Annotated in this window: 23 protein-coding genes; 13 read left to right on the forward strand and 10 right to left on the reverse strand. The window is 65.5% G+C overall.

The window, feature by feature from the left end:
• The first annotated feature begins 1 nt into the window (after position 1).
• Together modB and M2331_RS04895 are read left to right on the forward strand one after the other, a co-directional pair.
• Positions 2-667: a molybdate ABC transporter permease subunit gene (modB, locus tag M2331_RS04890; RefSeq protein ID WP_181559235.1), complete on the forward strand. Its 666-nt coding sequence runs from the start codon at positions 2-4 to the stop codon at positions 665-667.
• Entirely contained in the window at positions 660-1,382 is a 723-nt protein-coding gene (locus tag M2331_RS04895) for an ABC transporter ATP-binding protein (RefSeq protein ID WP_181559236.1), read from the forward strand. The genes modB and M2331_RS04895 overlap by 8 nt, the downstream gene beginning before the upstream one ends.
• Here M2331_RS04895 and M2331_RS04900 read toward each other — a convergent pair.
• Positions 1,379-1,951, reverse strand: a complete 573-nt coding sequence (locus M2331_RS04900) for a TetR/AcrR family transcriptional regulator C-terminal domain-containing protein (RefSeq protein ID WP_181559237.1) — start codon at positions 1,949-1,951, stop codon at positions 1,379-1,381. The genes M2331_RS04895 and M2331_RS04900 overlap by 4 nt on opposite strands.
• Before the next feature lie 72 nt (positions 1,952-2,023).
• On the opposite strand from M2331_RS04900, the gene M2331_RS04905 reads away from it, so the two are divergent.
• Positions 2,024-3,073 (forward strand): aromatic ring-hydroxylating dioxygenase subunit alpha, encoded by a 1,050-nt coding sequence (locus tag M2331_RS04905; RefSeq protein ID WP_181559238.1) that lies wholly within the window; start codon positions 2,024-2,026, stop codon positions 3,071-3,073.
• Between the two features lie 12 nt (positions 3,074-3,085).
• Here M2331_RS04905 and M2331_RS04910 read toward each other — a convergent pair whose 3' ends face one another.
• On the reverse strand, positions 3,086-3,970 hold the full coding sequence (locus tag M2331_RS04910; RefSeq protein ID WP_181559239.1) for a helix-turn-helix domain-containing protein: 885 nt from the start codon (positions 3,968-3,970) through the stop codon (positions 3,086-3,088).
• Positions 3,971-4,062: 92 nt separating this feature from the next.
• On the opposite strand from M2331_RS04910, the gene pobA reads away from it, so the two are divergent.
• Positions 4,063-5,229, forward strand: a complete 1,167-nt coding sequence (pobA, locus tag M2331_RS04915; RefSeq protein WP_181559240.1) for a 4-hydroxybenzoate 3-monooxygenase — start codon at positions 4,063-4,065, stop codon at positions 5,227-5,229.
• A 156-nt stretch (positions 5,230-5,385) separates the two neighbouring features.
• Complete coding sequence (locus M2331_RS04920) at positions 5,386-6,027, forward strand: RBBP9/YdeN family alpha/beta hydrolase (RefSeq protein WP_181559241.1); 642 nt, start codon at positions 5,386-5,388, stop codon at positions 6,025-6,027.
• Positions 6,028-6,052: 25 nt separating this feature from the next.
• On the opposite strand, the gene M2331_RS04925 is transcribed toward M2331_RS04920, so the two are convergent.
• Positions 6,053-6,802 carry an SDR family NAD(P)-dependent oxidoreductase gene (locus M2331_RS04925; RefSeq protein WP_181559242.1) on the reverse strand — a complete coding sequence of 250 codons (750 nt, stop codon included), beginning with the start codon at positions 6,800-6,802 and terminating at the stop codon, positions 6,053-6,055.
• A 96-nt stretch (positions 6,803-6,898) separates the two neighbouring features.
• Positions 6,899-7,051, reverse strand: a complete 153-nt coding sequence (locus M2331_RS04930) for a hypothetical protein (RefSeq protein WP_181561596.1) — start codon at positions 7,049-7,051, stop codon at positions 6,899-6,901.
• Between the two features lie 108 nt (positions 7,052-7,159).
• On the opposite strand from M2331_RS04930, the gene M2331_RS04935 reads away from it, so the two are divergent.
• Complete coding sequence (locus M2331_RS04935; protein WP_181559243.1) at positions 7,160-8,812, forward strand: alpha-amylase family glycosyl hydrolase; 1,653 nt, start codon at positions 7,160-7,162, stop codon at positions 8,810-8,812.
• Positions 8,813-9,032: 220 nt separating this feature from the next.
• Here the strand turns inward: M2331_RS04935 and M2331_RS04940 are convergent, their stop codons facing one another.
• Entirely contained in the window at positions 9,033-9,779 is a 747-nt protein-coding gene (locus M2331_RS04940; protein ID WP_181559244.1) for a glutathione S-transferase family protein, read from the reverse strand.
• A 50-nt stretch (positions 9,780-9,829) separates the two neighbouring features.
• Between M2331_RS04940 and M2331_RS04945 the strand changes: the two genes are divergently transcribed.
• Complete coding sequence (locus M2331_RS04945; protein ID WP_181559245.1) at positions 9,830-10,729, forward strand: SDR family NAD(P)-dependent oxidoreductase; 900 nt, start codon at positions 9,830-9,832, stop codon at positions 10,727-10,729.
• A gap of 83 nt (positions 10,730-10,812) precedes the next feature.
• Here the strand turns inward: M2331_RS04945 and M2331_RS04950 are convergent, their stop codons facing one another.
• Positions 10,813-11,724 carry a TauD/TfdA dioxygenase family protein gene (locus tag M2331_RS04950; RefSeq protein ID WP_181559246.1) on the reverse strand — a complete coding sequence of 304 codons (912 nt, stop codon included), beginning with the start codon at positions 11,722-11,724 and terminating at the stop codon, positions 10,813-10,815.
• 299 nt (positions 11,725-12,023) lie between these two features.
• The gene (locus M2331_RS04955; RefSeq protein WP_181559247.1) at positions 12,024-12,437 is read right to left on the reverse strand and encodes a hypothetical protein; all 414 of its coding nucleotides are present in this window, start codon (positions 12,435-12,437) and stop codon (positions 12,024-12,026) included.
• Between the two features lie 628 nt (positions 12,438-13,065).
• Here M2331_RS04955 and M2331_RS04960 point away from each other — a divergent pair.
• From M2331_RS04960 to M2331_RS04980, 5 genes are all read left to right on the forward strand, one after another.
• Positions 13,066-14,544 (forward strand): aldehyde dehydrogenase, encoded by a 1,479-nt coding sequence (locus M2331_RS04960; RefSeq protein ID WP_181559248.1) that lies wholly within the window; start codon positions 13,066-13,068, stop codon positions 14,542-14,544.
• Between the two features lie 11 nt (positions 14,545-14,555).
• Positions 14,556-15,437: a hypothetical protein gene (locus tag M2331_RS04965; protein ID WP_181559249.1), complete on the forward strand. Its 882-nt coding sequence runs from the start codon at positions 14,556-14,558 to the stop codon at positions 15,435-15,437.
• Between the two features lie 47 nt (positions 15,438-15,484).
• A complete protein-coding gene (locus tag M2331_RS04970; RefSeq protein WP_181559250.1) occupies positions 15,485-15,982 on the forward strand; it encodes a DUF3237 domain-containing protein in 498 nt (165 codons plus the stop codon).
• Positions 15,983-16,138: 156 nt separating this feature from the next.
• Entirely contained in the window at positions 16,139-16,345 is a 207-nt protein-coding gene (locus M2331_RS04975; protein ID WP_181559251.1) for a hypothetical protein, read from the forward strand.
• Entirely contained in the window at positions 16,342-16,575 is a 234-nt protein-coding gene (locus M2331_RS04980; RefSeq protein ID WP_181559252.1) for a hypothetical protein, read from the forward strand. Before M2331_RS04975 ends, M2331_RS04980 begins: the two co-directional genes overlap by 4 nt.
• A gap of 18 nt (positions 16,576-16,593) precedes the next feature.
• On the opposite strand, the gene M2331_RS04985 is transcribed toward M2331_RS04980, so the two are convergent.
• The 3 genes from M2331_RS04985 to M2331_RS04995 are packed head-to-tail and all read right to left on the reverse strand — an operon-like array spanning position 16,594 to position 19,693.
• Complete coding sequence (locus tag M2331_RS04985) at positions 16,594-16,998, reverse strand: nuclear transport factor 2 family protein (RefSeq protein WP_181559253.1); 405 nt, start codon at positions 16,996-16,998, stop codon at positions 16,594-16,596.
• Positions 16,995-17,945, reverse strand: a complete 951-nt coding sequence (locus M2331_RS04990; protein ID WP_181559254.1) for an SDR family oxidoreductase — start codon at positions 17,943-17,945, stop codon at positions 16,995-16,997. The genes M2331_RS04985 and M2331_RS04990 overlap by 4 nt, the downstream gene beginning before the upstream one ends.
• Positions 17,946-17,998: 53 nt before the next feature.
• On the reverse strand, positions 17,999-19,693 hold the full coding sequence (locus M2331_RS04995) for an alkaline phosphatase family protein (RefSeq protein ID WP_181559255.1): 1,695 nt from the start codon (positions 19,691-19,693) through the stop codon (positions 17,999-18,001).
• A gap of 57 nt (positions 19,694-19,750) precedes the next feature.
• Between M2331_RS04995 and M2331_RS05000 the strand changes: the two genes are divergently transcribed.
• Positions 19,751-21,898 (forward strand): protein-disulfide reductase DsbD family protein, encoded by a 2,148-nt coding sequence (locus tag M2331_RS05000; protein WP_264592298.1) that lies wholly within the window; start codon positions 19,751-19,753, stop codon positions 21,896-21,898.
• Positions 21,899-21,900: the final 2 nt, after the last annotated feature.

Below are 21,900 nucleotides of genomic sequence, written 5' to 3' on the forward strand. Positions count from 1 at the left end.
GATGGACTGGCAAGCGCTCAATCTCTCGCTCCTGCTCGGGGCGCTCACCGTCGCGATCCTGCTGCCGCTGGCTTTGGTGCTCGGGCGCTGGCTGGCGCTGGCGCGCTTTCGCGGGCGGGCGGTGATCGAGGCGCTGGTGACGCTGCCGCTGGTCCTGCCACCCACGGTGATTGGCTTTTACCTGCTCTCCGCCCTGGGGCCGCAAAGCTGGATCGGGCGGGTATGGAGTGCGCTATTCGGTAGCGGGCTGGCCTTCAGCTTCGAGGCGATCCTGCTTGCATCGGTGCTGGTCAATCTCCCCTTTGCCGTTCAGCCGGTGCAGCGGGCCTTCGAGAGCATCGACGCCGATCTGCGCGATGCCGCGGCGACCTGCGGCCATTCGCTCTGGCGCAGCATTTGGCGGATCGAACTGCCTCTGGCCTGGCCGGGCATTCTCACCGGGGCCGTGCTGACCTTCGCTCATACGCTGGGCGAATTCGGCGTGGTGCTGATGGTCGGCGGATCGATCCCCGGCAAGACGCGCACGCTGGCGCTCTCGCTCTATGATCGCGTGCAGGCGTTCGACATGGTCTCGGCCAACGAGATGGCGCTGCTGCTGATGGCGGTCTCGCTGGTGGCGGTCAGCCTTGTTTTTCTGCTGGGGCAGAGGGGGCGCCGACATGGCTGAGGCGAGCAGAGAGGGCGTGACCCTGCATCTGCGCCATCATGCGCCCATCGCGCTGGACGTGGCACTCACTCTGGCGCGTGGACGGACCTTGGCGCTCGTCGGTCCTTCGGGCGCGGGGAAAACCTCCATCCTGCGCGCGATTGCGGGGTTGCTGACGCCTGCTACCGGGCGGATCAGCGTCAACGGCCAGTGCTGGCTGGACACGCAGGCCGGCGTGCAGATGGGCGCGCGGGACCGACATGTCGGCGTCGTGTTCCAATCCTACGCCCTGTTCCCCCACATGAGCGCGCGGCAGAATGTGATGGAGGCGTTGCTGGACATCCCCGCGACACAGCGACAGGGGCGGGCGGATGCGCTGCTGGCGCAGGTCCATCTGGACGGGCTGGAAGGCCGGCGCCCCGGTGAACTCTCCGGCGGACAGCAACAGCGTGTCGCGCTGGCCCGGGCGCTCGCGCGCGATCCGCAGGTGCTGCTGCTCGATGAGCCATTTTCTGCCGTGGATCATCCGACCCGCCGCGCGCTCCATCGCCTGCTGGTCGAATTGCGCGCCCGCTCGGACATTCCCATCATTCTCGTCTCCCATGATGTGCGCGATGCCGCCGATGCCGCCGATGAGGTCGCGCTGGTGCTGGATGGCCGGATCGTGGAGCAGGGCGATCCGCGCGCCCTCATGAACGATGCCGGGAGCCGCTTGTCGCGCTGGCTGGCGGGCTAAGCCTCGCTCGCAACCTCCGAGAAGCCCGCCACCAGAGCGTCCAGCCCCGGCTCGAAGCTCCCCTCGAAATCGAGCATATTGTCGAGGAAGCTATGCATCGGCCCGTTCGCCTCGAAGGCGGACCAACCCAGCACGAAGGAGATGACCGAGGCCTGACGGGCCAAGGCGTCCTGCTGATGCAGCCCCAGCGCCACCAGCGGAGCGGCGATGCGCTGGGCATGGACAAGGGGATCGGCCTCCGCCGGCGGGCGTGACACGGCGCAAAGCAGCGCGCCATCGCGATGGGCAAGGAAGCTGCGCCGCAGTGCCCGCCCGAACCGCCGCAGCCAGTCGCGCCAATCCTCAGCGTGAGTAACGTCCGCATAAGCCCGGCCATGAATGCGGCGGGCCATCAGACCCAGCAACTCGGCCTTGTCCTTGACGTGCCAATAGATCGCCGGGGCTTGCACATTGAGGCGCGCGGCCAGCTTGCGCATGCTGAGCGCGTCCAGCCCGTCCGCCTCCAGCTGCGCGAATGCCGCCTGCAGCAAGCGCTCGATATCTAGCGGGACGGAGATGGGGGAAGCCATAGAGGATCATTGACTCCTTAACACCGTTAAGTCAATTTGCGTGCAGTGGATGAAGCTGGAGAGGCACCTGTCATGGCCTATGTTCGCAATGCCTGGTATGTCGCGGGATGGTCGCATGAACTGGAGGTGGAGAAACCCTTCGCCATCTCGATCCTCGGCGAGCGGATCGTCATCTGGCGCACGGCGTCCGGCGCGCTCCACGCATTGGAAGATCGCTGCGTCCACCGCCTCGCGCCGCTTTCGCTGGGCCGCTGTGAAGGCGAGCGGCTGCGCTGCATGTATCATGGCCTGCTGTTCGATGCAGACGGGCAGGTCGTCGAAATCCCCGGTCAGGCGCAGATCCCGCCGCAGGCCCGCGTGCGCCGCTATGCCTTGGTGGAGCGGCATAGCTGGCTGTGGGTCTGGATGGGCGATGTCGACGCGGCCGATGAGCGCCTGATTCCGCCCGCCGTGGGGCTGGACCATCCCGATTACATCCTCGGCCACGGCCATCTCGATTATGCGGCGGAAGCGCGGCTCATCAACGACAATCTGCTCGATTTCAGCCATTTGACCTTCGTCCATGCAGAGAGCTTCGGTTCCGGGCCGCAATTTGCCGAGACCCCGGCCCGGATCACGCCGCTGGAGCGGGGAATCCGCTATGAGCGCTGGACGGAGAACGCCATCGGATCGGCCTCGCGCCGCAGCCCAGAACCGATGGACAGCTTCATGAGCTATGATTTCCTCATTCCCGGCATCCTGTTGATGACCGGCGGTGTCTTCCCGCTCGGCACCGCCAAGGCTTGCGACTATGGCCAGCCGGATCTCTCTCAGGCGGTGAGCGGCGTCACCTTCACCAGCCAGGCCGTGACGCCGATGCGCGACAAGAGCGCACGCTATTTCTTCTCCTGGGGGCCGCATCGCAGCCATGGTGACGAGGCGCTGCGCGACGTTCTGATGCGCATGGCCGATCAGGCCTTCGCCGAGGACAAGGTCATGATCGAGGCCCAGCAGCGCGTGATCGATGACACGGAAGAGGTGCAAGTGATGCCCACCGTGCACGATCGCGGCGTGACCCTGTTCAATCGTCTGGTCGAGAAGCTGGCGCGACAGAAGAGTGGGGCGGAGCGGGCCGCCGCCTGACGCGGCAGCGCCTCACACGTTCTCGCGCCGTTTCTCCAGGCCCGGTGCCCGTCCGGTCATCCGCTTGTAGAAGCGCGAGAAGTAGGACGGGTCTTCAAAACCCAGCTCCGCCGCCACCTCGCTGCAACCGGCATTGGTAAAGCGCAGCAACCGCCGCGCCTCGAACAGCAGCCGGCGGTTGATGATCTGCAGCGGCGTCATGCCGAAACTGGCCTGTGTCTGGCGCGAGAGCGTGCGGACCGTGCAATGCAGCCGCTGCGCATAATGCTCGATCGGTCGATGCTCGCGATAAGTCGCCTCGACCATCACGCGAAACCGCTCGGCCAGGGTGGACCGCAGGGCGTCAGGGGGTGCGCCGGCAGCAAGGGTCGTGCGTAGCCAGGCTTCGGCAAGCGCATGATGCAGCCGCTGGCCATTGGGTGCGAACCGGTCCTGCTCGGCCTCGACCAGCGCGGTGCCCAGCGCCTCCAGACGCGCGGTCAGCGCTGCGTCCGGTCGCAGAATTGCCGGGGTCCGGAGATGTTGCCCCAGCGCATCCTGCCGGGTGAGACTGTCCACAAAATCCTGTGAGGCGGTCACAACAAAGCCCTCGACATCGGGCGAGAAGCCGAAACCATGCACAATTCCGCTGGGCGCGCAGACCAGTAAAGGACCGGTTTCCCGCCGATCCTCCCCCGCGAGATGCAGCCGCACCTCGCCCCGTGCAACGAACAGCATCTGCGTGAGCGAGGCATGGGTATGAGGCGCGATTTCCCAGTCGTAGCGCCGGCTGCGCACGGCAATCGTTTCGGCGTGGAAAAAGTCCTCGCGCCGTGGCGCCTTGTCCTCGCCATAGAGATCATAGGCGGGGACGATCGCTGCGCGGGAATGGCGCTCGGGGCGGGGCATGGCAGTCATGTCCGGAAAATACCAGAGCTTGTCGCAACTGTCCCTTCCCAAATGCGCGCGGTCATGCGGATATGCGGCCAAGAGTCTGCGAGGAGGATGGAATGACACAGGTGTGCATCATTGGCGCTGGGCCCGCGGGTCTGCTGCTAGGGCATCTGCTGCGGGCTGAGGGCATCGACTGTATCGTGCTGGAGCGCCAGACGCCGGACTATGTGCTCGGCCGCATCCGCGCCGGCGTGCTGGAGCGTATCACCGTCGATCTGATGGAACGCCTTGGCCTCAATGCGCGGCTGAAGGCCGAGGGTCTGGTGCACGATGGCTTCAACCTGGCCGATGGCGAGCGGCTGATTCGCATCGATATCGCCAAGCTCACCGGCGGCCATGTCGTCGTCTACGGCCAGACCGAGCTGACCAAGAATCTCATGGATGCCTGTGACGAGCGGGGGCTGGAGGTCGTCTACGGCGCTGCCGATGTCGCCCTGCACGAGATCGAGAGCGACACGCCCTATGTCACCTACAGCAAGGATGGGCGCGAACACCGGGTGGATGCGCGCATCATCGTCGGTTGCGATGGCTATCATGGCCCTAGCCGTCAGGCGATCCCGGCCAGCGCCGGCCAGTCCTATGAGCGGGAATATCCCTTCGGCTGGCTCGGCATCCTCGCAGATGTGCCGCCCTGCAATCACGAGCTGATCTACGCCAATCACGAACGCGGTTTCGCGCTGGCCTCCATGCGCAGCGAGACGCGCAGCCGCTATTATGTCGACGTGCCGCTGACCGAGAAGATCGAGGACTGGCCGGATGAGCGCGTGTGGGACGAGTTGGCGATCCGCCTCGGGCCGGATGCCGCGGCGCACATCGCCCGGGGCCCGGCGTTGGAGAAGTCCATCGCGCCACTGCGCTCCTTCGTCTTCGCGCCGATGCGCCATGGCAGCCTGCTGCTCTGCGGCGACAGCGCCCATATTGTGCCGCCCACCGGCGCCAAGGGCCTCAACCTTGCCGCCAGCGACGTGCATTATGCCGCCTCAGCGCTCAGCGCCTTCTTCAAGCGGGGCGATGCCGATGCCGTCGCTGGCTATTCGGACAAGGCTCTGGCCCGCGTCTGGAAGGCCGAGCGGTTCAGCTGGTCGCTGACGCGCCTCATGCACCGCTTCCCCGAAGACGGCCCCTTCGAGCGCGCCATGCAGGTTGCCGAACTGGACTATATCGCCGGCAGCGTCGCCGCGCAGACCAGCATCGCCGAGAATTATGTGGGGCTGCCGGTTTAATCGGTAACGGCATCATTCATGGGGGAACCACGTGGCCGCATCAGCGCACGCTCCATCGCAATCATATTGTCAACTTAAACGTTAGACATTATGCCGTGAGACGATCGGGACGTAGACCGAGCCGACTGATCTGCCCTGAGAACAGGAGTTTTGATCATGGATCATGTCACATCCACATTGTCGACCCCGCTGGTCCTCACCGTGCCGGGATTGGACGGCAGCGGCCCCGCGCATTGGCAGAGCATTTGGGAGCGTGAGAGCGACGATTGCGTCCGTGCCGACCTCGGCAATTGGGCGCGGCCCAACCGCACGCATTGGGTGAGCAAGCTCAATCTGGCGATTCGCGGTGCTGGCCGGCCGGTCATTCTAGCGGCGCACAGCCTGGGGTGCCACGCCGTCGCTGCCTGGGCTGCGATGGAGCGGCCGGACTTTGGCTATCCGGTTGTCGGCGCGCTGCTCGTTGCGCCGCCCGAACTGGATCTGGCGCCGCTGGATGAGCGGCTGGAGCCGTTCGCCCCAGCCTCGCGCGCTCCATTGCCTTTCCCCTCGATTTTGGTGGCGAGCCGCGACGATCCATACATCCAATACCACCGGGCAAGGCGTCTCGCCCAGTTCTGGGGCAGCCGCTTTGCCGATGCCGGCGCAGTCGGCCATATCAATGCGGCGTCGGGCCTGGGTCGTTGGGGGTTCGGGCGTTTTCTTCTCGCCCGGCTCCACGGGGCAGGGCGCAAAGATAGGCACGGAACAGCCGCTTCAGTCTGGCCGATGGAAAGCGCAAGCGTCGATCTCTCGGCCTGATCCTGCTCGAAGGCCTCGCTCGGGGCTAAAGCTCCACGCAGCCGCCGTCCACATACAGGTCGATGCCGGTGATGAAGCTGGCTTCGTCCGAGGCGAGGAACAGCACCGGGCGAGCGATTTCCTCCGGCGTGCCCATCCGCTTCATCGGGATGGCGTCGGTCATCATCGCGCGCATACCCGCCACGGCCTCGGGCGGGAGACCAGAGCGGTTGATGATCGGCGTTTCGGTGGGGCCGGGGCTGACCATGTTGACGCGAATGCCCCGCCCGATCAGCTCAGCAGCGAGCGTACGCGCCACCGCGCGCAGCCCCGCCTTCGCCGCCGCATACATGGCATTGCCCGGCACGGCGGCGACCGATCCGATCGAGCCGGTGATGACGATGGCGCCGCCCGGTGCCTGCCCCATCAGCGGCAGGGCCTTCTGCACGGCAAAGAAGCAACCGCGCAGATTGACGTTGTGCACCTCGTCCCACTGGGCCGGCGTCACCTCTTCCACGGGAGCGAAGGCACCGATTCCGGCATTCACGAACAATATGTCGATCCGTCCATGCGCCGCGCGGATAGCATCCAGCACGGCATCATTGCTGTCGATCTGCGCGATATCCGCCTGGAAGCCCTGCGCGCCGGGAATCGCCGCCACGGTCTCATCGATGGTCGCCTGCGACCGCCCAGTGAGGAACACATGTGCACCCTCGGCAGCAAATCCTTGCGCAGCGGCACGCCCGATCCCGCTGTTGCCGCCAATGACGAGCACAACCTTGTCCTGAAACCGCATCGCTCTCTCCCGTTGATTTTGTCCGGAGCCTAAACGGATGGGGGCGAAAGGCAAATGACGGATTTGAGGCTATTCCTCAGCGAGCACTGACCGCCTTCATTCGACGACTTTCAGCACCCGCATGCCTTTGGTCCGGCTGGTGAGGTGATATTGGCGGCAGAGGGCGCAGCGATAGGGGCGGAGCGTAATCGCTGCGCGGAGCGCCACCGCGCGGGCGTCCGCTTCGGTCGCATAGCGCTGCTTTTTCACGCAAATCCCGGCTCTTGTTCGCATTCGTCCCTCGTTCCGGGTGGCTTGCAGGCTGACGGCTACCCGACGCAATTGCCAGCGCCCAACTTCCCATGCAGTTTGGCGCGGATGAGCGAGAATCACCAGCCTGCCGCCACCAGCCTTCCCGTCAGCCAGCGCGCGCCCGACACGCTGCCCTGGTGGCAGGGCGCGACGATCTACCAGATCTATCCGCGCAGCTTCGCCGATTCCAATGATGACGGCGTCGGTGATCTCCCGGGGATCACCGCGCGTCTGGATCATGTCGCCAGCCTGGGGGTAGACGCGATCTGGCTCTCGCCCTTCTTCACCTCGCCGATGCGGGATTTCGGTTACGACGTCGCCGATTATTGCGATGTCGACCCGATCTTCGGCACCCTCGCCGATTTTGATGCCCTGCTGGCCCGCGCCCATGAGCTGGGACTGCGGCTGATCATCGATCAGGTCTTTGCCCATACCTCCGATCAGCACCCCTGGTTCCAGGCCAGCCGATCCGATCGGCAGGGCGACCATGCCGGGTGGTACGTCTGGGCGGACCCTAAGGCGGACGGCTCGCCGCCTTCCAACTGGCAGAGCGTGTTCGGCGGCCCTGCCTGGACGTGGGATGCCCGGCGGCGGCAATATTATTTCCACAATTTCCTGCGCGAGCAGCCGCAGCTCAACGGGCATCATCCGCAAGTGCAGCAGGCCTTGCTCGATGTTTCGCGCTTCTGGCTGGACCGCGGGGTGGACGGCTTCCGGCTCGATGCGCTCAACTTCCTGATGCACGATCCGCGCCTGCGCCCCAATCCGCCGCACCCGAACCAGGCCGGGCAGCGCACGCGGCCGTTCGACTATCAGCAGCGCCGCTACAATCAGGGGCACCGCCATATTCCGCGGTTCATCGAGCGGGTCCGCGCACTGATGGACAGCTATGATGGCCGGTTCACGGTCGCCGAGATCGGTGGGGACGAGGCCCTGCGCGAGATGAAGCTCTACACCAGCGGCGAGAACCGGCTGAACACCAGCTACGGCTTCGATTTTCTCTATGCCGACGCGCTGACCCCGCGTGTGGTGGCGGATGCGATCGGCCAGTGGCCGGACCGCGCCGGCATGGGCTGGCCGAGCTGGGCATTCGAGAACCATGATGCGCCCCGCGCCGTCACCCGCTGGCTGTCTGACGGCGCTGAGCCCAAGACGCGGGCGCGATTCGCGGCGATGAAGATGCTGTTGCTCACCTGCCTGCGCGGCAACATCTTCCTCTATCAGGGTGAGGAACTGGGACTGACGCAGGTGGATGTGCCGTTCGAGTATTTGCAGGATCCCGAGGCCATCGCCAACTGGCCGCTGACCCTCAGCCGCGACGGCGCCCGCACGCCGATGCCGTGGAAGGGGGACGCGCCTCATGCCGGCTTTTCAAGTGTGAAGCCATGGCTGCCGGTGGGGGCCGACCATCCGGCCTTGGCTGTCGACAAGCAGGAGGCAGAGGAGGGATCGTTGCTCCACCTCACCCGCGCGCTGTTCGCCTTCCGCAAGGGGCAGCCCGCTTTGCGCTGGGGCGCCATCCGCTTTCTGCAGGTCGATGAGCAGGTGCTGCTGTTCGAGCGGCGCTTTGGCGAGCAGCGCCGGCTTTGCCTGTTCAATCTGGGGGCTGAGCCTGCGCCTTGGCCAAAGCGGCTCGGTCGGGCGGCGCCATTGATGCAGGTCGGCGGCGCAGGACAGGGCGATCTGCCGGGCTATTCGGGCTGCGTTCTGGAGCCCTGATCGCTTGCGCTTGGGGCCGGTCCGGGGAGATCGCTTGTCCGTCAGCCGGGGCAATCCGGTATCGCTGCAGCACGAAAACGGCCGGGAAGGCCGGGCTGACGGACAAGGCCATCGCTCTCATGCATGAATTAGCTTAACCGGAGCCTAACGGGAACTTTCGCGATAGAAAAATGTGCAAAAAGGCACCGTGACTCGCAGCGACAGAGGCGGCGGCGTGCCTTCAATCCTTGCGGGAGACCATGCCGGTGTGGTCCGGCATCGCCAGCGCTGCCGCCACGCCCTGGCGAGCCTTCATCCGCGCCATCCACGCCATGGCCTGCGGCGTGCGGGTTTCGTTCCACAGATCGGGGTAGCTGCGCGGCATGGAGACGGCCATGGCGAAGACGGCAATGTCCGCCAGCGTGAACATGCCGCCGACCAGCCAGTCATGGCCTGCGAGCGCGCTTTCCACCCGGTCGGTCACGTCCTCCAGATTGGCGCGCCAGCCCTCAAGCTCCCGCTCGGAAAAGCCGCCCTTGGCCGCCAGCTCCCATTTATCCCGCTTTTCCTTGAGCGGGATGCGCTTGAGCCGCGCCTCGAACTCGCCCTCGGGCAGCGCCTTGGCCATGCCGGGGATCACCCGATGCCAGGCGAGGAAGGAGAGGGACGGGCGGAACACCTCATCGACATATTTGGTCCAGATGCGCATCTGCCCCTGCAGATAGGGATCGGCCGGCTTGAGCGGCGGGCCATCGAAGGCGTCGTCAATATATTCGTTGATGACCGTCGATTCCGTCAGCACCCGGCCGTCGTGCACCAGCGTCGGCACCTGTCCCGCGGGGTTGATCGCGACATAGGCCGGCGCATGCTGCTCGAACTTCATCAGGTTGATGTAATGGCTGGTGAAGGGCACGCCTTTCTCATGAATGGCCTGCAAGACCTTCAGGCTGTTGGAAGCCGGCTCGCCATGATAGAGGTCCACGGTCATTGGTTGTAAATCCCCATAATAAGAGTGGTAGCCATGAGGCGAGGAGAGGCATGAAGACAGTAGCAGGCACGATGGCCTTCATCACCGGCGGTGCGAGCGGCATCGGCCTTGGCATGGCGCGCGCGCTGGCGGCGCAGGGCGCCAGGATCGCGGTGTGCGATGTGCGCGCCGATCATCTGGCGCAGGCGGCGCAGGTCGCGGCGGACGAGGGCTGGGCGGATCGCTTCCGCGCGCTCCAACTCGATGTGCGCGACCGCGACGCCTTTGCCGCCGCGCTGGACGAGGCCGAGGCCGCGCTCGGCCCGCTGCAGATTCTCATCAACAATGCCGGCATCGGCATCCAGGGCCCGGTCGATGAAGCGACCTATGCGGATTGGGACTGGGCCATCGGCGTCAATCTGATGGGCGTGGTCAACGGCCTCGTTTCGGGCCTGCCACGCATCAAGGCGCATGGGCTGGGCGGGCATATCGTCAACACCGCCTCGCAGGGGGCGATCATGCAGGCGCGCGCCACGCGCGGCGTCTATGCGCCAACCAAGGCGGCGGTCATTTCCATGACCGAGCATCTCAAGCTGGAGTTGGATGCCAAGGGCAGCAGCATGGGGGGCAGCAGCATGGGGGGCAGCAGCATGGGAGGCGGCGCGATCGGCGCCACGGTGGTGTGCCCCGGCCCGGTGCGCACCAATATCGAGGAGACCGAGCAGCACCGCCCGGCGGAGTTTCAGGTGGATACGCCCTTCCGCCACCGGGACGAAACGGCGCCGCCCGGCGCCCTGCCGCCGACGGCGCCGGGTTTCTGGCTCGACCCGTTGACCGTTGGGGAGATGACGGTGGACGCGATCCTCACCGGCAAGCTCTATGTCATCACCCACCCGGCCTTCATCGGCTCGGTGAAGGCCCGTCATGCCGGCATCGAGGCGGCGATGGCGGAGGATTATCTGCCGCGCTGAGCCCCCGGCGCACGCCGGGGTGCCAAGCCGGCCGTTACCGGGCATGGCGCCAGTCAGTGTGCGGTTGAGGTCCAGACCGGCGCTCAGTGCGCCGCCTCGGCCTGGCGCCGGCGGAACTCGTAGGTGTCGCCTTCCTCGCCGCTCTCATTGAGCGTCGCGCGGCGCATGTCGCGGCGATACTGGTCGGTTTCCAGCGGCGTCGCGGCGTGCAGGGCATAGCGATTGTCCCAGATCACGATGTCGCCGACCGTCCACTGATGGCGGTGGATATATTTGGGCTGCGTTACATGAACGTACAGATCTTCCACAAAGGCATGGCCGTCATCGTCGCTCATGCCGACTACGCCCACGCAATGCCCGCCGACGAACAGCGCCTTGCGCCCCAGTGGCGCCTCACGCACCAGCGGATGATGCACCGGTGGCATCGGCATCGCGGCCTTCATTTCCTCGGTGACCTCAAGCCCGGCATATTGGCGGCCGCGCCAGAAATCGTGGATGCCGGTCATGCCATCCACCTTGTCCTTCATCGCTTGCGGCAGATCGTCATAGGCCGCGCGCAGATCGAGGAACAGCGTGTCGCCGCCGACCTCCGAAGGAGGACACTCAACGCCGCGCAGCATCGACCATTTGGAGGGCAGGGGGTTGAACGAGCTGTCCGCATGAAAGCGCTCGGCGCCCTTGGCGATGTTCGCATTGGCCGGGGTCAGCGGCTTGATATTGCCATCAGGATCGAGATTGCCGGCCGAGAACAGCTCCGGCGCGATCCGGCCGGCCGGGCGCTTGCCGTAATTGGGCGGATATTCCAGCGGCCCGAACAGCCGGGCGAAGCGGATATGCTCCTCATCCGTGATCGGCCCCTGCCGCACGACGCAGACGATGTGCTTGTCCATCGCATCCTGCACCGCCTGGCGCAGATCCTCGGTCGGCTCGGCCTTGAGGTCCGCCCCGACGATCTCGCCGAAGAACAGGGGATGAAGCTGATTGACGGTGATCATGGGCGTCCTCTCTCGTCTCTCCCGCCTGTGCTTGCTTGAGTCTGCGGCGGTTATCGGCGCGGAATGTGGGCCCGTTACAGGAGCGAGTCAATATGGTTGGATTTTGCAATCATTGTAGGGCTTGGTGTTTCGTGCACGCCCCCGTCATTCCCGCGCACGCGGGAATCCAGCAGTAACCTCGCCATGATGCGCAGCAATGACCCATGGTTTGCCAATCCAGAAGCGCCCCTCAAAAGCCCTTCCTCTTCACAGGAGGAGAAAAAAGCAGCGCTGTGAGAGACTGATAAGTTGTCGTTTTCTCATTGGGTCCAAGACCAGAAGTAGAGAGCATTCCGCTCGTAAACAGCTCCGGTTGAACCTTCGATTATCCCATTGGACCACTGGGTTTCAGCATAGCCACTTGTCTCATTGTTGAAGGTCGTCGGCCAGAAAGTTGCGCCGCACAAATGTTGGTCTGATGGAACTGGCCGGACAATCCGATCCTTTGGATCAAAGCGCCGACGTACGAAATCGTCGGCTTCCTCAGGCGACAATTCTACCCTCATGCACATGTGATAGTCGATCGCACCGATGCGGTAGATGTCCAATGGCTTGAGCAGATAGCGGGCGGGCAAGCTCCAGCGCATCGGTTCGATGGATATAACTGCCACGATAGCCAATGCTGCGGTTAACCACAGAAGCGCCCAGCAGCGATTGAAGGATCTGACGGTCACAATGCCACTCTGCCAAACGGAAGGAATGCCGGCAATGTCGTATGGGCCGCTCGCCGACTTGATGGGCGCGTCGCAGCGCGGCGGTCTCCTCTCCGCGGGATCCTCTAAGTCAATTGGCCCTCACTGATCAAAATGATCGCCGCGATTGCTGTAGCTGCTATGCCAGTCGATCCAACGACACCAATCAGTCCGACAACGCCAAATGCGGCGTGTCCGCTTTGGAAGTCTCGATGGATTTTAACGGCGCAGTAGATGGCGTTGCAGAACAGTCCCACGAGGATCAAAGGGGCAAAGACCATTTGTGTTTCTCCGGTGGATCATTTCAAAGGCCTTTCAGTATCACTCTAGGCCAATGAAATGCAGCCCTTCGACTGGATCAGGACGAACCGGTGTTAGGGGGGCAGCTTTTGATTGACGCCTGACACCGCGAACCACTGTAAGGGCCGCGCTACATTCTTCCAGACAAAGTCAACCTCTCCGCTCATCCATCACCGCTTTCCCCTTGCGCACCCGCCCGCAATCCTTAGCATCCGCGCCATCGAATCCGGCGGCGTGCAGGTCGCCAGAATCCGGGCAGTCCGCTCCCCAGAAGGCGGCGGCGCCGGGCATAAATTGAAGGAGAGAGAGCGTGGCAGGACATAATCCCGAAGGCGTGTTCGTGAAGGAGCCCGGCAAGGTCTGGATCAACGGGCAATGGCGGGCGCCCAATAGCGGGCGGTTCATCGAGCTGGTTTCGCCCAATACCGAGCAGGTCGTCGGCGCCGTGGCGGAAGCCGATGAGGCGGACATGGACGCTGCCGTTGCCGCCGCCCGCGCTGCCTTCGACCACGGTCCGTGGCCGCGCATGAGCGTTGCTGAGCGCAACGAGATCATGAAGAAGATCACCGTGCATCTGCAGAGCCGCGCGAGCGAGCTGGCCAAGGCCTGGACCGCGCAGATGGGCGGCCTCGCGAGCTTCGCGCCCGGCATGGTTGCCGGCGCAACCATGCAGTTCGATCAGACCCGCGAGGTGGGTGCCAACTTCCAATATGTCCAGCAGCGCGAGACGCAGGCCGCAGCCGCCGCCTATCTCGTCTATGAGCCGGTCGGCGTGGTCGCTTCCATCGCGCCGTGGAACGGGCCTTATGGCATCATGGCCTCCAAGGTCGCCAATGCGCTCATCACGGGCTGCACGGTCATCATGAAGCCCTCGCCGGAGACGCCGCTGGAGGCTTATATCATCGCCGAGGCGTGCGAGGCGGCGGGCGTGCCGGCAGGCGTCGTCAATCTCGTTTGCGGCCATCGCGAGGCGAGCGATCACCTCGTCTGCAATCCCGGCGTGGACAAGGTGAGCTTCACCGGCTCCACCGTGGCCGGCAAGCGCATTGCCAGCGTGTGCGGCGAGCGGATCGCGCGCTGCACGCTGGAGCTGGGCGGCAAGTCCGCTGCTATCGTGCGCGACGATTTCTCCGCCGAGGAGACGGCCAAGCTGATGACGCAGACGATCAGCCTGCTCTCCGGGCAGGTCTGCGCGATGCTCAGCCGGCTGATCGTCCCGCGCGGCCGGCAGGACGAGATTGCCGACGCCATTGCGGCGGAAATGCAGAAGGTGAAGATCGGCTATTCGGACGATCCGACGACGCAGCTCGGCCCGCTTGCCATGAAGCGCCAGCTCGAGCGCGTGGAAAGCTACATCGAGGAAGGCAAGAAGACGGCCGATCTGGTGACCGGCGGCAACCGGCCCAAGCATCTCAACCAGGGCTATTTCATCGAGCCGACGCTGTTCAAGAACGTCGATAACAAGTCGAAGATCGCCCAGGAGGAAATCTTCGGCCCGGTCCTCAGCATCATCCCGGTGGACGATGAGGAGGAGGCCATCGCCGTCGCCAATGACAGCAATTATGGCCTCTCCGGCTCAGTGCTGACCAAGGATGCGCAGGCCGCCTTCGACGTCGCCCGGCGTATCCGCACCGGCGGCATCGGCCAGAACGGGCTGAAGGTCGATTGGGGCCTGCCCTTTGGCGGCTACAAGCAGTCCGGCATCGGCCGCGAGGGCGGCGTGGACGGGCTGATGGCCTATCTGGAGATAAAGGCCATGTACATGGACGCGCCGGTCAACGCGGCGTGAGCCAAAAGGGGATGAGCCGCGCGGCGCTCTATGACGCGCTGGAGGCCTATCTCGCGGCGCTGGGGCGCAAAGACCCCGGCGCCGTGGACTGGGCGCCCGACCCGTTCATCACCGAGAATAATGTCCGCCTCCAGCCGGACGATGGCCTGTGGGGCACCATCGAGCGGCTGGGCGACTATCGCCTTATGTTCGCCGATGAGAAGACGCGACAGGTCGGCTATTTCGGTACGGCAGTCGAGCCGCTGGATGAGAGCGCATACACCGTGCGCCTCGGGCTGGACGAGGCGGGCCGGGTAGCGGAGGCCGAGACCATCGTGGTGCGGCAGGTGGACAGCTCGCCGGTGTTCGAGAACCAGCGATTTGGCGACAAGCCGATCCTCAATGCCGCCGTCGAGGCGCCCGTCTCCCGCGCGGAAATGATCGCCTTGTCAGATGGTTATTTCGAGACCTTACAGCGCAATGACGGGACGATCCGCACGAAATTCCACCCCGATTGCAACCGCGTCGAAAATGGCGTGCAGACCACCAACAATTCCGAGTTCGCCAAGCTGGTGCCGGTCGCCGGCCTGCCGTGCGAGGCGCAGTTCCGCACCGGCAATTACCGTTATGACGATCGCCTGCGCGGCCGCCGCTTTCCGCTGGTGGACGAGGAGCGGGGGCTGGTGCTGGCTTATGGCTTCATCGATCATTGCGGGCGGCTGGATCATTACACGCTGACCGACGGCACGCAGGTCCGCTCGCACATCCGCCGGCCGCATAGTTATTATCTCGCTGAGCTGTTCAAGATCGATCACGGCATGATCTGCCAGATCGAGGCCAATTTCATCACCGTGCCCTATCATATGCCCAGCCCGTGGGATGCCCGCCCGGAGGCGGGCGCCCGCGCCGCCTGATTACCCGCCGCCTGATCGCGCGCCATTTGATCGTCCAAGGAGCCGCCATGTCCTTCTCGACCCTCGACCAGCCCGTGCTTGAGTTCGCCTTCGAGTGCCGCCTCATGTTCACGCGGGTCTTCGGCGTGCCCAATGTCCACAATGGCGGCTTCCGTTCGGCGGTGCTCGTGGATGAAGGGCATTTCGAGGGGCCGCGGCTGCGGGGGCGGGCCGTGCCCAATTCCGGCGGCGATTACGCCCATTTCCGCGATGACGATACCGCCGTGTTCGATGCCCGCTATCTGCTGGAAACCGACGATGGCGAGATCATCTACATGCAGAACAAGGGCTATCTGTGGGGTCGCAAGCCGGACTCCATGGCCAGGCTGCGGGCCTGGGCCTTCGAGGGCGGCGAGCCGGTCGCGCATGAGGATTATTATCTGCGCGCGCAGCCGACCTTCGAGACGAGCAAGGGCAAATATGACTGGATGACCCGCCATGTCTTCGTAGGCGTGGGCGAGCGCAAGCCGGACGGCAATCTGGTGCGCTATTATGCGCTGACCTGATCCACGCGCGGTGCGCCGGGCCGTTGCCGGGGCGATTGCGTGCGACAGATGACACATTAGCTGCTAGGGCGGCGCCATTAGCGCGAACCCTGCTCGCAAGCTGTCGCGATAACTGAGAGACCGTCGTGCTCCCGCTTGCCGTGTCGGGAGACGCTCATGGAAGATTTCAATCGCCTTTTGCACGATCAGCAGCGCGCGCTGATCGACGCCCAGTTCGCTGGCTGCAGCCAGCGCCATCATGCCGCGCGGGAAGCTGCCTGCTCTGTATCCGCCCGCATCGAGGCGCATCCCTATCCCTACCGTCTGCGCTCGACCACGGCGATGCGCGCGGTGTTTGCGCAGCAGGGGAGCCTTGCCGCATGAGCCGCGTCGTCATCCTCGCCGCCCCGGAAGCGGATGTGCTGGCTTATTGTGCCAAGGCTGGCATCGGCCTTTCGGTGGTTGAGCCGCTGCCGAGCGGCCAGACCCGCGCGGTTCTCAACAATGTCATCGATGCCGACAAGGTGCGCAAGGGCATGAAGGCGATGGTCGTCAGCGGCCCGGTCGCACGCTCGCCGCTTTATGTGAGCCGCACGCAGTCGCCCTATCGCTAAAGCAGCTCGCCGCGCCGGTCAGCCGGTCGGCGGCGCCAGCGCGCAGGCGACGTCCACAATCAGCCCGTCGCGCAGGGTGTAGAAGATGAACTGCCGCATCTCCTGCACCTCGCCGGCCTTGATCGGGAACAACCCGCCCGCGCCATTGGCATCGAGCGTCGCCCGGTCGAGGTCGCGATAGGCCTCGATGCGCACGATGGCGTCGACGGCCGTCAGGGTGTCGCTCGACGCGAAATTGAGCACCCGTACGCTCTCATGAACATGGGCGTGGAGAAAGCTGTAGAAGCGCTTCATGTCCTCGCGGGATTGCAGTGCGACGCCGAAGAAGCGCATGTCCATCGGCTCTGCGTAAAAGTCGCAGACCGCGTCATAATCCTTGGCATTGAACGCCGCGAGATAGCGCTCGTAATCGGCGCGGTTCATGCCGGTTGCGCCGCTGCCGCGCCACGGGCGGCCTCGACCAGCATCGCGCGATTTTCCTCGATCATCTGGCGGACGGAGCGGGCGGGGCGGCCGGTCAACGTCTGCACGTCATCGGTGCGCAATTCCAGATAGCCTTCGCGGATCGCGCGGCCGAAGGTGACCATATCATCGCTGTTCCAGGGAATGCCGCTCACATATTGGTCATCGACCGGGCGCCGGGGAATGCCCATGCTGTCGAAGATGGCATATTGCCGCCCGTCGTCGACGGGAATGTGCTCCACCGGGCAGCCGGTGATCTGCGTGATGAGCGCGGCGACCTCGCCAAAGGTCTGCAACTCTGGCCCGGTGATGTTGTAGACCTTGTTCTCATGGCCCGGCGTGGTCATCGCGGCGACGGCACAGTCCACGCAATCGTCGCGCCATACCATCGCTTCGCGCCCCTCACCGGCATTGCTGAACCATTGGCCGGTGGCCAGCACATTCGGCCCGGCCATCAGGATCATGGCGTCCGCATAATGTGCGTCGCGCAGCGCCGTCCACGCCATGCCGGAGGCGCGCATGGCCTGTTCCGTCTCGATATGGTCGTGGCGCACTTCCGCCGGGTTGTTCGGGTCATCGATGCCGATGAAGCTGGTGTAGAGAATGTGGCGGACGCCGGCGGTCGCTGCCGCATTGATCGCCGCCTTGTGCTGGACGACGCGGGCCCCGACCCGCGTGCCGGAGATAAGCAGCATTTTTTCCGCGCCCTGCACGGCGGCGGCCAGCGTTTCGGGCTTGTCATAATCGCCATAGCGCACGTCGCAGCCCTGCGCGGTGCGGTCCGCCAGTCTGTCCGGCGAGCGGCTGATGAGGATGAGCCGGTCTGCCAGCCCTTTCTCGATCAGCCGATCCGTGGCGGCCCGGCCATATTGGCCTGAGGCACCGGTAATGACGATCTTGCCTGACATGCGTGTAGCCTCTCCTTATCCGGTCCTGCTTGTTGGGACCGATTCAGGCCAGTCTAGCGATCCTGTGGGGTAGGGCAACGGGTCGCCGGGCCGGCATCGAGATCGAGGCAGCGGCCATCGATCCGGTCAGCGGGCACGGTGACGCCGATCTGCGCCGCGAGGGTCGGGAGGATATCCACCGTCTCGACTGCCTGGGGCTGTTCCATGTGCATCAGGCCCTTGCGCCAGAACAGCATCGGCACCCGGCGATCATAGCCCCATGGGCTGCCATGGGTGGAAACATAGCCCGGCGCCGGCGTGGCAATGGGCATGATGCGCGGCTTGAGCAGAAGGACGAGATCGCCCGACCGCTCGGGGTCGTAGCTCGCCTTGGCGATCGTCGCGAGTGACCAGCTTTCCGGCGATCCGGCGGGGGCCGGCGCGGCCTCGATATCCTTGCGGGTGAAGACGGCCTCCACTTGCCGGTGGCTGGCGTAGAAGGCCTTGGCCTCGGCAATGACGCGGGTGCGCTGGGCGGCGGTCAGCGCGGCATTCACATAGATGTCGCCAAAGGGATTGGTGCCGAGCAGCAGCGTGCCCTGCGCGACGGTAATGCCGGTGCGCGCGCTGATCGCGGCGCTTACGGCACTCGGGTACAGGGCCGGGTCCGCGCGCTCGGCATCCGCGATGGCCTGCTCGCGCAGGCGCTCGGGGATGTCCGGCCCGCCATGGTCGGCGGTGAGCATGACCATATAATCGAGGCCGGTCGCGTCCAGCCGATCCAGGAAGCTGGCGAGGGCATCGTCCAGCGCGAACATCTGGATGCACATTTCCGCGCCGCGATTGCCATAGCTATGGCCGATATAGTCGGTGGCTGAGAGGCCGACGATCAGCAGGTCGGTGGTGTTGCCGCGCCCGAGCTGCTGCGCCTCCAATTGCTTGACGGCGAGCGCCAGCACGGCGGCATCGGCTTCCGGCGAGGTGCGGAAGGCGCGGACGTCGCCACCGGCGCGAGCGAAATGCCCGTCACCGACGCTGAGCGTGTCGGTCAGGCGGACGGCGCGGTCATTGGCCTTGCAGAAGGCGGGGACGTCCATCGCCGGGCGGGGCTGGTCGAAGGTCTTGCGCACGCCGGCATTCACCTGCTCGATCAGCGGCGTCAGCGGCGTTCCCCGATAGCTGGTGAAGCCGTTGCCGCCCCACCACCAGATCTGATCGACCACCGGCCCGCCCATCATGATCGCCGAGCGATCCTTGCCGGAAACGGACACCACCTTGGCCGCCGGATTCTGCGCCTTCATATAGCCGCCCAGCGTCGGCACGCGGAGCATCTTAACGGACGGCGCATAATCCCGCGAGCTCGTGCCCGGTACGTCGGGGTCTTCGGCGCAGTAGACGGTCTTGTCGGCACGGGCGATCTTCTGGTCGATCCAGTCATTGCCGATGATGCCGGTGCGCGCGGGGCGGCTGCCAGTCAGGATCGTCGAGTGACCGGGGCAGGTTTCCGTGGCAGCGTGGCCCTGATAGCCATTGGGGAAGACGACGCCCTGCTGCAGGCGGGCCAAGCCGCCGGTGAAGGCGCTGCGATAGGCGCCGAACAGGTCCGTGGAAAACTGATCGACGGAGATGACCACCAGCAGCTTGGGCGGGCTCTGCGGCGCCTCAGCTGCGGGCGCAGCGGGCGCGGCTGGAGTCTGCGCGGGCTGGGCCAGCGCCGGGCCACTCAGGGCCAGCGTTGCGGCAAGGCACAGGCAAGCAGGGAAACGCATAGATTCTCCTTGGGGTCGGGGCGGCGCGCGCTTACAGAACGGCCAATGATCCGTTTCATGGCTTTTCCTGTGCGCCGGCTCAATGGCGTTTTGATGACGCTATGGGTTCTTCTGGCAGCATTGCTGGTCGGTCCAGCCGCTTTTGCGCAATCTGCGGCCCCATCCGCTGGCGGCGCGTTCGGACAGCGCGGGGCACCGAATATCACCGCGAGCCTTATCGCCGAGACGGATCGCCCGGCGGCCGGGAGCACCGTCACCCTCGCTATCGTGATGAAACCCAAAGCCGGCTGGCATGGCTATTGGGGCAATCCGGGCGATGCCGGGCAGGGCATGCAGGTCGCCTGGGATTTGCCGGCGGGCGGCGGCCTGAAGATCGGCGATTTCCGCTATCCGGTGCCGGACCGGCTGCTGATCGCCGGGCTGATGAACCATGTCTACGAGCATGACTATGCCGTGCTGGTCGATCTTGCCGTGCCCGCGGGCCTGTCGGCTGGCACCGTCTTGCCGGTGCGCGGCACGGCGCGCTGGCTCGCCTGCACGGAGGCGATCTGCGTGCCGGAGCAGGGCGAGATCGCGACCACGCTGACCATTGGCGATGGTGCTACGACGGCAGCCTCCCGCAAGATCTTCGACGGATTTCGCGCGGCTCTCCCCCGTCCGCTCGATCAGCCTGCGCGATATGCTGTGGCCGGCGGGACGCTGAGCATCGCGGTGCCCTATCCGCAGGCGGCGCCGATGGGCGCGCCATGGTTCTTTGCGACCACGCCGGATGTCGTGCGCTACGCGCAACCGCAGACCGTGCGTCGGGCAGGTGACTGGCTGGTGATGGAGGTGGGGCTGGCGGAGGACGCGTCCGTGCCCGGCACGGTCGATGGCGTGCTGGCGGTTTCGTCGGGCGTCGCGCTGGCGATCAGGGCCACGCCCGGTGCTGTGCCCGAGCGGGGTGAGCGGCTGACGGTGGCGCCGGATGGCGCAACAACGGCCGAGCCAGCCGCGCAGACCGGGCTTGGCGCGGTGCTGCTGATCCTCGGCGGCGCCTTTCTGGGCGGGCTGATTCTCAATGTGATGCCGTGCGTTTTCCCGATTCTCAGCCTCAAGGCGATCAGCCTTGCCAAGGCGGGCGGGGATGAGCGGCAGGCCAGGCGCGACGCGCTGGCTTACACCGCCGGCATTCTCGTCACCTGCCTCGCGCTCGGGGCGCTGATGCTGGCGATCCGGGCCGGCGGTACGCAGGTCGGCTGGGCCTTCCAGTTGCAGGACCCGCGCGTGATCGCGGTGCTGCTGATGCTGATGGTGGCGATCACGCTCAATCTTCTCGGCGGTTTCGAGATCGCCTCGCTTTCGGTCGGGCAGGGCCGGGCCGGGCAAGGCGGGCAGGCGGGCGCTTTCTGGACTGGCGCGCTGGCCGCTTTCGTGGCGACGCCCTGCACCGGGCCGTTCATGGGCGCGGCCATGGGCGCCGCGCTGGTGCTGCCCTGGCCGCTGGCTCTGGCGGTGTTCGCAGGCCTCGGCCTCGGGCTGGCCTCGCCGTTCATCGCCATTGCCTGGGTTCCGGCACTGCGCCGGCTGATGCCCCGTCCCGGCGCCTGGATGACCCGCTTTAGGCGCATCATGGCAGTGCCGATGGGGCTGACGGCGCTCGCACTGCTCTGGCTGCTCTCCCGGCAGCTTGGTGCCGGTGGCGTGGTGCTGGGCGTGCTGCTGGCGGGCGGCGTGATCCTGGCCCTCCTGCTGCTGGGGCGTCGCCAGCGCGCCGGCGCTGGCGTCAACTGGGCCTTGGGCGGACTCGTAGCCCTGCTGCTGAGCGGCGCTGCAATCGCGGCGCCTGCGCTGGTCCGTGGGGATCGCCCGGTTGCGGGCGAGGGGCTGGTGGGCGAGCCGTTCAGCGAGGCCCGGCTGGCCGCGCTGCGGGCGCAGAACAAGCCGGTTTTCCTCTATTTCACAGCCGACTGGTGCCTGACCTGCAAGGTCAATGAGGCCAATGCGATCGATACGCAGGCGGTGCGCGATGCCTTCGAGGCGGACGGAGTCACAGCGATGGTCGGCGACTGGACCAATGCCGACCCGGCGATCAGTCGCTTCCTCGAAGCGCATGGCCGCTCCGGCGTGCCGCTCTATCTCTTCTACGCACCCGGCGCCGCGACGCCACAGGTTCTCCCGCAAGTGCTGACATCCGGCACGCTCACCGCTTTGGCGAAACGCTGAGG

The sequence above is a fragment of the Sphingobium sp. B10D7B genome (assembly GCF_025961955.1).
GTDB lineage: Bacteria > Pseudomonadota > Alphaproteobacteria > Sphingomonadales > Sphingomonadaceae > Sphingobium.